The 12,569-nt window shown below is 51.7% G+C and carries 11 protein-coding genes; 1 reads left to right on the top strand and 10 read right to left on the bottom strand.

Annotation, left to right across the window (positions count from 1 at the left end; all coding sequences use genetic code 11):
• Positions 1–58: 58 nt before the first annotated feature.
• The 9 genes from bamA to rpsB all read right to left on the bottom strand — a co-directional run bounded on the left by bamA (position 59) and on the right by rpsB (position 10,327).
• Complete coding sequence (bamA, locus tag PS2015_RS06905) at positions 59–2,770, bottom strand: outer membrane protein assembly factor BamA (protein ID WP_058021529.1); 2,712 nt, start codon at positions 2,768–2,770, stop codon at positions 59–61.
• A gap of 63 nt (positions 2,771–2,833) precedes the next feature.
• A complete protein-coding gene (rseP, locus tag PS2015_RS06900) occupies positions 2,834–4,225 on the bottom strand; it encodes an RIP metalloprotease RseP (protein ID WP_058021528.1) in 1,392 nt (463 codons plus the stop codon).
• Between the two features lie 26 nt (positions 4,226–4,251).
• Positions 4,252–5,457 carry a 1-deoxy-D-xylulose-5-phosphate reductoisomerase gene (gene ispC, locus PS2015_RS06895; RefSeq protein WP_335338268.1) on the bottom strand — a complete coding sequence of 402 codons (1,206 nt, stop codon included), beginning with the start codon at positions 5,455–5,457 and terminating at the stop codon, positions 4,252–4,254.
• A 2-nt stretch (positions 5,458–5,459) separates the two neighbouring features.
• Entirely contained in the window at positions 5,460–6,320 is an 861-nt protein-coding gene (locus PS2015_RS06890) for a phosphatidate cytidylyltransferase (protein ID WP_058021526.1), read from the bottom strand.
• The gene (gene uppS, locus PS2015_RS06885) at positions 6,321–7,076 is read right to left on the bottom strand and encodes a polyprenyl diphosphate synthase (protein ID WP_058021525.1); all 756 of its coding nucleotides are present in this window, start codon (positions 7,074–7,076) and stop codon (positions 6,321–6,323) included.
• Positions 7,077–7,096: 20 nt separating this feature from the next.
• On the bottom strand, positions 7,097–7,654 hold the full coding sequence (gene frr, locus PS2015_RS06880; RefSeq protein ID WP_058021524.1) for a ribosome recycling factor: 558 nt from the start codon (positions 7,652–7,654) through the stop codon (positions 7,097–7,099).
• A gap of 14 nt (positions 7,655–7,668) precedes the next feature.
• Complete coding sequence (gene pyrH / locus PS2015_RS06875; protein WP_058021523.1) at positions 7,669–8,406, bottom strand: UMP kinase; 738 nt, start codon at positions 8,404–8,406, stop codon at positions 7,669–7,671.
• A gap of 127 nt (positions 8,407–8,533) precedes the next feature.
• Positions 8,534–9,412 carry a translation elongation factor Ts gene (gene tsf, locus PS2015_RS06870; RefSeq protein WP_058021522.1) on the bottom strand — a complete coding sequence of 293 codons (879 nt, stop codon included), beginning with the start codon at positions 9,410–9,412 and terminating at the stop codon, positions 8,534–8,536.
• A gap of 135 nt (positions 9,413–9,547) precedes the next feature.
• Positions 9,548–10,327, bottom strand: a complete 780-nt coding sequence (rpsB, locus tag PS2015_RS06865) for a 30S ribosomal protein S2 (RefSeq protein WP_058021521.1) — start codon at positions 10,325–10,327, stop codon at positions 9,548–9,550.
• A gap of 262 nt (positions 10,328–10,589) precedes the next feature.
• Here rpsB and PS2015_RS06860 point away from each other — a divergent pair, with 262 nt between their 5' ends.
• Positions 10,590–11,666: a polysaccharide deacetylase family protein gene (locus tag PS2015_RS06860; RefSeq protein WP_058021520.1), complete on the top strand. Its 1,077-nt coding sequence runs from the start codon at positions 10,590–10,592 to the stop codon at positions 11,664–11,666.
• On the opposite strand, the gene PS2015_RS06855 is transcribed toward PS2015_RS06860, so the two are convergent.
• Positions 11,663–12,517, bottom strand: coding sequence for a glucosaminidase domain-containing protein (locus PS2015_RS06855; RefSeq protein WP_058021519.1), 855 nt, complete (start codon positions 12,515–12,517; stop codon positions 11,663–11,665). The two genes, PS2015_RS06860 and PS2015_RS06855, sit on opposite strands and share 4 nt — an antisense overlap.
• Positions 12,518–12,569 lie beyond the last annotated feature (52 nt).

Genomic DNA, 12,569 nt, shown 5'->3' with positions numbered 1-12,569 from the left:
CATTTAAACTGTGACTTTTCCCCGGCCGACCGACCGGTCGCGCATTATAACACTGTGATCAGAATCCTGCTCCAATGGTAAAGTCAAAACTTTTGGTCTGATCACGTTCGTCTCTGCTGAATGGTTTGGCAAGATAAAACGTCAATGGACCAAAAGGAGACAAATAAGTCACACCCACACCCACTGAATAACGCAACTGACCCACGTCAAAATCGCTGCAGCTATTGAAGCGCTGCTGTCGCAACGTGCAGTCCGTTGAGAAAACACTGCCAACATCAACAAAGAAGCTCGACCTGATTTGTCCGCGATCCTGAACAAACGGCATCGGGAAAAGCAACTCAAAAGATGCAGTTGTCAGAAGATTTCCGCCAAAATTGTTACGGTCACCATAAATATCAAAAGTCTCGGTCGCAAGCTGAACCTGCTGCAAGCCATTCTCATCCAGCACAGGCTGACCATTCTGATCAAAAACCGGCACTGTCAGATAACCACGGCTACCGTCATAACCAGCGGCCACGCCAGCTTCATTGACCCGAATCACACCGTTCTCGTCACGGGCAAGATTGGTGAAGTCTGTCCGGTACTGCACAGGAGGTGTACTCCGCGGCCCCAGGCTGTTCTCTTCAAACCCTCTAACCACGCCATTATAGGCTAGCCCGCCAGCAAAATAGTTCTGGAAAAACGGCAACTCTTTTGTGTCCCCGTAGCCATCGCCAAAACCAAGATTGGTTCGCACGTGAAACACCCAGCTATTGCCATAAATAGGTCGGTAATATTGGGTGTTATAACTGAGTCGGTAGTATTCCAGGTCACTGCCGGGCAAGGTCACCTCGGCAGATGCCTGCTGAAAACTGCCTCGGGTAGCCAATTGTCCCCGATTCAGAGTATTTCTGATCCAGTTGGTTGTAATCGTGAAGTTATCAAACGAGCGGCCATACTTATCAATGAAACCCGGATCCGTGCCCTGATTCAGGAACTCAGACGACAAATCTGACACACTGCGAGTGACCGCATCGCGAACAGGTCCTTCCCAGGGGTTCAGAATGGCAGGCTCGATAATATACCTGTCAACATTAGTCAGTAAGCGAGGCGACGCCTCGATTTCCTGAACCGAGAAACCGGAACCTGAAGTCAACTCAGTATGACTGTAACCCACCGTGTAGCCAATTTGCTGAATCTCGTTAATAGGATAGCTAAAGCTGAGCGAGCCGCCATAGGAAGTCGTAGAAAAGCTGGCAACGTTCTGGAAGGAATCCTGCTTCTGGGCGAACAGGCTAAATCCGCGGCTCACACCATCGGGCGTGTAATATGGATCGACATAGCTGAAGCGAGCGCTGGAGCTGAAATAGCTGCGGTTAAGCCCCACGGACACGGTACGACCGGTACCCAGAAAATTTTCCGCCTGCAGATCGGTGGCGATAAACCAGTCACCACCACCACCAGAACCGACACTGAACGAAATGCTGCCGAAATTCTGCTCTTCAACGTCAAATTCCACATCAATTTGATCCGTTGTGCCTGGTACCTCAACGTTTTGTACCTCTACCGTCGAGAAATAACCAAGCCGCTCCAGGCGTATTTTTGACAATTCTATCTGTTGACTGGAGGCAGGTGCACTTTCCAGCTGGCGCATTTCACGTCGCAGTACATCGTCTGCCGTGGACACATTGCCTCGATAGCTGATGCGGTTAACATATGTCCGGGCGCCAGGTTCAACGTAAAAGATCACTTCGACTGTTTGATCGTCATCATTGACTTCCGGTACACCTTCAACATTAGCGAAGGCATAACCAAGGTTACCCAGGATTTGCGTCATATACTCTTCACTGGCAGTAATCAGCGCCTGCGAGTAAGTCTGACCGGGTCCAACCAGCGTGTAGGCCCTTAATAGAGCTTCGGCATTAACCAGATCACCAACCAGGTCGACACGGCTGACCTGATATTGCTGGCCCTCGTTCACATTAATAGTGATATAAATGTTTTCATTATCCGGGGTTACTGAAACAGGCGTCGAGTCGATGTTGAAGCGCGCGAAGCCACTGTCCAGATAGTACGAGGTAATACGTTCAAGATCGCCTTCCAATTGTTCACGCGAATACTTGTCGCGACCGCTGAAAGGCAGATACCACGGCTTTACTCCCAGATCCATCAAATCCAGCAGCTCATCACTGTCATATTCGTTATTGCCAACCAGGTTAACGTTGCGGATACGGCTCTCCTGGCCTTCGTTGACCGTCATATCAATGGCTACCCGATTTCTGGGCTGCTCTGTCACTTCAATATCAACCGTCGTGCCATATCGACCCCGGGATGAATAAACTTCCTGAATACCCTGACGAATCGCTTCAAGTGTTGAGCGGGTAAAAATACCGCCTTCAACAATCTCGGCTGATGCCATATTGTTCAGAATATCCTCTGTCTGAAGTACCCGGTTACCTGAAATATTAATCTCACTGACTGAGGGGCGTTCCAGCACTGTAATGAGTATCACGCCGTCTTCACGGGCGACTTCCACTTCTTCGAAATACTGGGACTCGGTAATGGACCGTATTACTTCTGCAGCCATTCCGGGGCGAAACTCGTCACCGATGCTCACCGGAAGCAGACTGAACATGACGCCTGGCGATATCCTCTGCAGGCCATCAATACGGATATCGGTAATCTCGAAACTCTGTTGCTGGCTTTGAGCGAACGTAGGAAGGCTGATCGCCATTGCAGCAGTACCCGCCAGGGCGCTGCTCAACAAAACACTGCGGCAAATTCTAATCATGAAGTTCTGACAATTCCGGTCTTATTCTTGAAATTTGTAAGGTCCAGAGGCAGGCTTAGTCTCTTAAAGCAGCCGACTGACATCGTTATAAAAGGCCAACACCATGATGCCGCCGATAATTACCAGGCCGAGTTGCAGACCCATGGCCTGAATCCGCTCGGGAACAGGACGCCGTATGATAGCCTCTATGGTGTAATACAACAAATGCCCTCCATCCAACACCGGAATTGGCAGCAAATTCAACACGCCCAGACTGATACTCAGTATCGCCAGAAAACCCAGATATACTTCCAGACCATAGCTGGCAGTCTCACCAGCGACCTGAGCGATAGTGATAGGCCCGTTTATATTCTTGACTGATATCAGGCCGACCAGCATCTTCTTGATTGAATCAAGTACAAAAACCGACTTTTCCCATGTCTCCTGGATCGCAGCCGGCAGCGCCGACAGCGGATTATAAGTGACATCCCTGCGCATTTCCGGTGGCAGACTGGCAAACAAGTCAAATGGCTGGACACCTGCGCCGATCATACCAATCGTTGTACCATCAGCCAGATTGCTGATGCCTGGAATCACCTGCAACCGTACTTGATCCGACTCGCGTTGGACAACAACATCCAGTGGCAGTTCCGCAGAAGCCCGGATGATTTCAACCCACTGCATCCACCCCTGTACGGCCGTATTATTAACGGACACGATACGATCGCCCGGCTGTAGTCCTGACGCCTCGGCACTGCCACCCGGCACAACAGTGCCAATCACTGCGGGAATTCGAAACTGCACCAGACCAAGATCCCGCATAGGGTCTGGTTCAGCCTGACTGGACAGCCAATTGCTGACCGGCAGGGAGTAATCTACCGCCTCAGTCTGGCTCTCCGGTATCACTGTCAGCGTAATCGCACCGGTTTCCCCCAGTCGATTAAGTAACTGCATTGTTACCTGCTGCCAGATATCTACCGGCTCACCATCAACCGCGACAATCTCATCACCAGCCTGTAATCCCGCATACCAGGCTACCGAGTCTTCTCTTACATCCGCGATAACCGGTGCAATACCTTTAAGACCATAGGTGACGTTGATTACCCAGAACACCACGATAGCCAGTAGAAAATTGGCCAATGGACCTGCAGCAACAATGGCAAATCTCTGCCACAACGGCTTGAAGTTAAAAGCCTTGTCGCGTTCATCGTCAGGAATGGAGCTGCCAGCCGAGGTGTCCGTATCATCCTGGCCCAGCATTTTGACGTAACCACCCAAAGGGATGGGGGCTATCACATATTCAGTACCGTCCCTGCCTCTCCAACTTTTGACAGCCTTGCCAAAACCGATCGAAAATCTCAGCACTTTCACACCGCAGCGCCTGGCAACCCAGAAGTGACCGAATTCATGAATTGTCACCAGAATACCCAGTGTGACTATTAATGCCAGGATATTCAGAATTACTGTCTGCAACATAAACTACACCTGTCTGAACACGGCCACTAACACCAACTTCCAGGCCTGAAACCCAGAATCATATCTTCCGCCATCGCTCTGGCCTGACGATCAACTTCCAGAATCATATCCATAGAGACCGGTTCAGGACAACTTATTTGCTCAAGGCACTTTTCGACGATCTGTGGGATCTGCAAAAAACCGAGTTTTCTTTCGAGAAAACCGGCCACAGCTATCTCGTTGGCCGCGTTTAACACCACCGGCGCATGCCCGCCTGCTCTGGCGGCAGCAATCGCAAGTTCCAGACACGGAAAACGCTCCATATCGGGCTCCATAAACTGCAGATCAGGACTGGCAGCAAGATCCAGAAACGAGGCACCCGATTCAATGCGCTCAGGCCAGGCAAGCGCATGCGCAATTGGCACTCTCATGTCAGGGCTTCCTAACTGAGCGAGCACAGAGCCATCTATATACTCGACCATTGAATGAACGATACTTTGGGGATGAATCAGCACCTTTACCTGATCCGGGTTCAGATCAAACAGATAACAAGCCTCGATAAACTCCAGCCCTTTATTCATCATGCTTGCCGAATCGACTGAAATCTTTTGTCCCATCGACCAGTTGGGATGCCTGCAGGCCTGCTCAGGAGTAACCGACAACAACTGGTCAGGCGAAGCATGCAAAAAAGGTCCACCAGAAGCGGTCAGTACGACTTTGCGAACGCCTGATGGGGCAATCTGGTCATTACTCTGTTGACCGCGAAGCGGCAGACACTGAAATATCGCGTTATGTTCGCTGTCAATGGGTAACACGGTCGCACCGCTGTCTTTGGCAGCCTGGGTGAAAAGCCTGCCAGCCATTACCAACGATTCTTTATTGGCCAGCAGAACGGTTTTGCCTGACATTACCGCGGCCAGAGCCGACGGCAGACCCGCTGCGCCAACTATAGCAGCCATAACAATAGAGACCTCGCTGGCACTGGCTATTTCACACAAAGCCGTCTGGCCGGTGCCAACCTGCACATCAAGCTTCTCGTGTTTCAAGGCGGCCGCCAGCTGCTCTGCAGCCATTAGATCTTCCATCACCACGATCTCGGGACGAAACTCCCGACACTGCTCAAGCATCAACCGCCAATTACTGCCAGCTCCAAGCGCATACACAGATATACTCTGCTGACGTCTCAATACGTCGAGCGTACTAAGGCCAACGGAGCCGGTTGAACCCAATACAGTGATCCGCCTTGCTGTGATTTTCAAACTACCCCCGGCATACTCTGCAACACGATTAAAGCCAGAACAAAAACCGGTGTTGCAGCCAACAGACTATCAATACGATCCAGCACGCCGCCGTGACCGGGAAGACTCCGCCCACTATCTTTGACGCCTCGATGCCGCTTGAGCATGCTTTCGAACAGATCACCAACAACAGACATCGCTGCCAGCAGCACAGAAAAACACAACAATAGTATCCACAGCTCAATGGATAGGGGATATTGGCGTTGAACCAGAAAAAGAAGTACAACGCTGGCCGCCAGACAACTGCCCAGTCCACCCCAGAATCCGGCCCATGACTTCTTGGGGCTCAGCACCGGCGCAAGTTTTTTGTTACCCCAGGCACGGCCGGTGAAAAAAGCACCGATATCAACCACACTGACCAGTGCCACCAGCATAAGTACCAGAATGCCCGAGTCAGCGACACTTTTCAGGTAATACAAACCAACCCAGGCAGGCAACAGACACATCAACCCCATTGCAGCCATTTTCCATTGAGCCTGCCAGTGTTCACCACCGGCCGGAAACTGGCGGATCATCATGAACACCCACAGCCAGAACATCGCTGCCAGCAGCATGATCGCGCCTATCAGCCGCTTATCCGGCGGCTCCGGCGCCTGATACAGAATCCAGAGCAAAGCTGACAGCAAGAAAGTAAAAGACAACATCCAGGCAGCCTGTTGACGCAGACCATTGAGCCCCATCAATCGCCCCCACTCCCAGAGTGCGGGGAGTAAAATCAGGCTCAGAAACCCTCCAAAATAAGGCAACGGCAGCCAGGCTGTACCGGCATACAACACAAGCAATAGACCGACCGCTGTCAGTACACGCTGTCTTAACAATTAAGGCCTCTCATCTGTTCCTGATTCACGACCGAAGCGCCGCTTTCGCCCTCTGAAGTCTTCCAAAGCCAGCTCAAACTGTTGCTGATCGAAATCAGGCCAGTAACATTCAGTGAAATACAGCTCAGTATAAGCAAACTGCCACAACAGAAAATTACTGATACGTTGTTCGCCACCCGTACGAATACATAAATCAGGATCGGGGGTATCGCTCATAGATATGTATTGCTGGAGGGTATCGACATCTATCATTGCAGAGTCAATCTGTCCCTGTTTAACAGCTTCAGCAATGGCTGCGGCAGCCTGTGCGATATCCCAGCGCCCGCCGTAATCAGCCGCCACAGTGACAACCAGACCCGTATTATCCCGCGTCAGCTCTTCCACATCCCGCATGTGTTTTTGCAGTCGAGGCGAAAACGAGGATCTGTTACCAATGAATTTCAGGCGCACATTACGCTTGTGCATCATCTGAATTTCCTGGCGTTGCAGAACACTGAGAAATAACGCCATCAGCCCCAGAACTTCCTTTTTGGGCCGCAGCCAATTTTCGCTGCTGAACGCAAACAGAGTCAGGTATTCAATCCCTTTATCTGCGCATGAAAAGACCAGATCACGCGCCACTTCAGCCCCCATCCGGTGACCTGTTGCACCACGCTCTCCGCGGGCACGTGCCCAACGATTATTGCCGTCCATGATTACTGCTATATGCCTTGGCAGGCCTACGGTTGCCGGCTCGTTACCATCCGTGTTGTTCATAAACAGATCCGGGAAAGTTATCAGATCGACAACAAGTCTTTTTCTTTATCACCGTAAGCCGCTTCGACCGCCGCAATATACTTATCAGTCAGTTTCTGAATTCGGTCTTCGGCTTTGCGCTGCTCGTCCTCGCTGATTTCTTTATCTTTGAGCAAATCCTTGAACGTGCTGTTTGCATCACGTCTGATATTGCGAATAGCCACACGCGCGTTTTCAGCTTCCGCTTTAGCCTGCTTGGTATATTCGCGTCGCGTTTCTTCGGTCAATGCTGGCATGGGAACACGAATGGACTCGCCATTATTGGACGGATTGAGACCCAGGTCAGATTTCATGATGGCTTTTTCAATTTCACCGATCAACGGGCGCTCCCATGGCGACACCACCAACAGGCGGCCTTCCTCTACTGTGATATTAGCCAGCTGATTCAGTGGTGTATCGGCACCGTAATAACTGACCATTACCGAATCAAGGATGCTGGGGTGAGCACGGCCTGTGCGGATTTTGTTAAAGGCCATCTCCAGTGACTGCATGGATTTAGCCATGCGTTCTTCTGCGTCTTTAATCGTCTCGTTTATCATTCAATTAGCCTCTGTCAGTCGTCCGTGCGGACAACTCCGATCAATGTTCCGTCAGTCGTACCCATCACATTATTAAGCAGCGAGCCGGGTTTTTGCATATTAAACACACATACCGGAATGTCATGATCACGAACCAGACATATTGCTGTCAGATCCATGACACCCAGCTTTTTATCAAGCACTTCATCGTAGGTGAGATATTCAAACTTGACCGCATCAGGAACCCGCATTGGGTCTGCGGAGTAAACACCATCGACCTTTGTTGCCTTGAGAATCAACTGAGCATCGATCTCAATGCCGCGCAGACAGGCTGCCGAGTCAGTTGTAAAGAATGGATTGCCGGTACCCGCCGCAAAAATGACCACATCACCATTGCGCAAATGTCGCATGGCAGCGCGCCTGTCATAGTGTTCTACGACACCGCTCATGGGAATCGCTGACATTACCCGGGTTGAAATACCGGCCCGCTCCAGCGCATCACGCATAGCCAGGGCGTTCATCACTGTCGCCAGCATACCCATATGATCACCGGTTACCCTTTCCATGCCGGCGGCATGCAAAGCGGAGCCTCGAAACAGGTTACCACCGCCGATGACCATGCCAATCTCAACACCCAGGCCAACCAACTGCCCCACCTCAACGGCCATTCTGTCCAGCACTTTGGGATCAATGCCAAATTCAGCATCACCCATCAGTGCTTCGCCGCTCAGTTTCAGTAAAATACGCTTATACTTTTTATCTGATTTGGCCATTGCTCTGGTCTCTGCTTGCTAAGTATTCAGTAACAGGTCAGCAACGATACTGACCCGGGGTCGTCCGGAGCAAACCAGCAATGGCTGGCTCCGGACGCTCAGATCACGGACAGTTCGGATCTGACTCTTATTTCTTGGCAGCGGCGGCCTGAGCTGCAACTTCCTCAGCAAAGTCGACAACTTCTTTCTCGATGCCCTCGCCCACTTCGTAACGTACAAAGCCTACAATATCCGCACCCGCTTTCTTTAGCAATGCAGCAACTGTCTGATCAGGGTCCTTGACAAATGCCTGCTCAAGCAGCGTGATTTCAGACACATACTTACGGATACGACCCTCGATCATCTTGGCGATAATCTCTGCAGGCTTGCCGCTTTCCGCCGCTTGTGCGGTAAAGATTTCCCGCTCTTTATCCAGTACTTCCTGAGGCACATCGTCAGCACGCACGACCATCGGATTTACTGCCGCCACGTGCATCGCCACATCACGAGCCAGGTCTGCTTCGGCAGTTGTCAGGGCAACCAGGACAGCTATACGGTTATTACTGTGGACATAGGCATCTACCAACCCGCCAGCCGGCGCTTCAACGACCTGAATACGACGCAGATTGATGTTCTCGCCAATTTTCTGCACCAGCGCTTCCCGCTCGGCTTCCAGTCCGCCTGCCAGCAGCTCTGCAACATCAGACTGCTTACCGGCAAACGCAGTATCAGCGGCCTTGTTGGCAAAGGCGAGGAAATTATCATCGCGCGCCACAAAGTCTGTTTCACTATTAACTTCAACGACCACAGCGTAGCTGCCATCGTCAGCCACACGGGTGATTACCACACCTTCTGCTGCAGTACGACCGGCTTTTTTGGCTGCTTTGAGACCACTGGACTTTCGCAGGTCTTCAATTGCCTTTTCCATATCACCATCGGCTTCCACCAATGCTTTTTTGCAGTCCATCATGCCCAGTCCGGTGCGCTCACGGAGCTCTTTGACCATACCTGCGGTTATATTTGCCATAACTAACGCCTCAAATAATCGATTTCTAAAACACTAAAAATACGTTGAAAAAAAGGGGCGTCGCCCCTTTCTTTCAACCGGAGATTGTCATCAGGATGCGGATACCCGCAGCGGGCAGCCGGGCACCCGGCATCATCAGGCTGATGCGTCGCTTTGCTCTGCTGCTTGCGGAGCAGCGTTGACTGCCGGCTCATCGGCAACTTCGACGAAGTCACTGTCACCCACTTGATTGCCCTGCGTTTTGCCAGCGAGACAGGCATCAGCAACAGCACTTGCATAAAGCTCGATCGCACGAATCGCATCATCATTGCCCGGAATCGGGTAGTCAATGCCATCAGGATTGCTGTTGGTATCTACCACACCGATAACAGGGATACGCAAACTGTTAGCTTCAGTAATTGCAATGCGCTCGTGATCCACGTCAATCACAAAAAGTGCATCAGGCAAGCCAGCCATATCTTTGATACCACCGATGCTGCGCTCCAGCTTCTCTTTGCTGCGACGCAGCATTAATGCTTCTTTTTTGGTCAGTCTGTCCAGGGTACCATCAGACTCCTGAGCTTCCAGATCACGCAGACGCTTGATTGAGCCGCGAATCGTCTTGTAGTTGGTCAGCATGCCACCCAGCCAGCGATGATCAACATAAGGCATGCCAGCGCGCTGCGCCTGCTCCTTGATGATTTTACCAGCAGCACGCTTAGTGCCAACAAACAGAATTTTCTTGTTGCGCGACGCCAGGCTCTGAATGGCAGCCAGCGCTTCGTTAAAGGCTGGAACGGTGTGCTCCAGGTTGATGATATGAATCTTGTTGCGGGCACCAAAGATATAAGGCTTCATCTTCGGATTCCAATAACGGGTCTGGTGTCCGAAATGAACGCCAGCTTTCAGCATGTCCTTCATGGATACTGCAGTCATGATCTTTACCTTCTATGACGGGTTAGGCCTCCACGCACCCCATGATCCAACCCTTACAGATTCAACTCTGATCGGGCACCCAGGATTCATGTGCCGGTACGTGTGTGACATTAATTGATATAGCTACCGAACAGGAAAACTGCAAAGCCCCCTCGTTCAGCGCGCGCATTTATACCACAAAACCCTGAATGCATAAAGAAAAACCTAAGCAGATAAGTTAAGATCAGACTCACTTCCTAGTTGGCAACGCAGGTACCGGTGAATGACGCAGAAACCTCCCTTCAATTTACTCAGGCAGTGTATCGGATTTTCAAGCCTGGCTCTGGCACTCAGCGCGCCAGTCGCTCAAGCACAGCATGCCGTTATCACCATTTATCATCACGTATCGGAAAGTACACCAAGGTCAACCAGCCTGACTCCTGCTGAGCTTCGCACACAGCTTGAATATCTGCGGGACAACGATTTCGCCGTATGGCCTCTGGACCGGACGCTGGAGGCCCTGAGAAATCGACAGCCAATGCCAGAGAAAGTCGCCGTACTGACATTTGACGACGCCTATGAGTCCATCCACTCAACCGCCTGGCCAATGCTGAAAGAATTTGGCTTCCCGATGAGCCTGTTTGTCAGCACGCAACCGGTTGACGACAACCAGAACGGTTACCTGAACTGGGACCAGATCCGCGAACTGGCCGATGATGGAGTCATTATCGCCAATCACATGGTTCACCATCCGCACATGGTCGACGCATTACCCGGGGAAAACAATGCACAGCGCCTGCAAAGACTGCAACAGGAGCTTCTGCAGGCCGAACAGCGCATACATGAAGAAACCGGTCAATCTCACAAGATTCTCGCCTACCCTTACGGCGAGTATGACACCGAGATTCGCAATATGGTCACGGAACTGGGATTTACAGCCCTGGCACAGAATTCCGGCGCTGTTGGTTACTACTCAGATTTTGCTGCTCTGCCACGATATCCGCTGGCCGGTTTTTATGCCGATATTGAGTCAGCCGCCACCAAATTGAATTCACTTGCATTCCAGGTGCTGGAAGTGGATCCGGTGTCACCTATGACCGACAGTACCCGACCTGCCGTCACTCTGCAGTTAGCCGGCGATTTTAACGTCAATCAGCTGGGTTGTTATGCGGGTGGACAGGCTCTGGAGTTGGAATGGATCGACCGCGAAGCGGTGCACTTCAGAATTCAGCCCGGACAGGATCAGGAGTTCAGCATGCGCCGATTTGGCTACATCTGCACCGCCCCTCAGCGAGGGAGCAATCGGTACTACTGGTATAACAAATTCTGGACGCGATCAACGCCCGGCAATGCGGACTAGGAGTTATCCCGGTACTTTAACTGGTTAATGCGGATAATATCCTGCAATTCTGACACATAGGCCTGCCCGCGCTCTGAATAGCCGGTCAGTCCGCGAGCCAGCACCATGGAGTCGAGCGGCATATCCTGCATGCGCATTGCTTCCCTGAGCACCCGCAAATCTTCATAGCTGCGATGTGTATTGATGTTGCGAAAGTATGCCTTGACCGACGCCTCAACAGAAGCAAAGGCACGCACCTCATGACTGGCATCGCCACCCCGGCGCTCAGGAACCAGGCCACAACCTTCATCGAAACACCACTGCCCGAAGATGTTGTTCCCTTGCCGCGCAAAACGCGACATTCCCCAGCCGGATTCATTGGCAGCCTGTGCCAGCACCAGGGAGGCCGGCAAGACATCGACGCGCCTGATTAATTCCCTCACTAACTCATATTCCGTCATTTCTGCGTCAGCCAGCCGATACTCTGACGCGATGGCCTGCAAACGCGCCCGCTCGGTGGAGGACAGAGGCTGACTGCTCTTGACCACCTCCCACATGGGCAGCAATTCTTCGCGCTTGGCACGAATGGCGGCGTTCTCATCCTGCACGTAGCCAGCCAGGAATTCGAAGAATGCCGCTTTACGGACGTCGATATCACCGTAGGATTCAAAATCCGGTAACTCTGATGTTACGACGGACTCGGACGCAGAGTCGTCCTGTGATACCAGCTCGTCAAGATTCAACTCTTCCAGCAGATTGCCGGACTGACGATATTGAGCGAAGGCAGTGAATGTGAAGGCAGCCAGTACGCCAACCATGCCTGCCCGCGCAAGAACGGGTAATCGGGGATGTCGGAGTAAATCAAGCATCATTATCATTCCTCTGTATCTATTACCAGGCGAAGCTTTTGCCGGTCTTTGTCAC

Origin of the sequence: Pseudohongiella spirulinae, assembly GCF_001444425.1 — a bacterium.
GTDB classification, from domain to species: Bacteria; Pseudomonadota; Gammaproteobacteria; order Pseudomonadales; family Pseudohongiellaceae; genus Pseudohongiella; species Pseudohongiella spirulinae.
The sequence above is the reverse complement of the archived record's forward strand: the minus strand, read 5'-3'. Positions and strand labels throughout refer to the sequence as shown.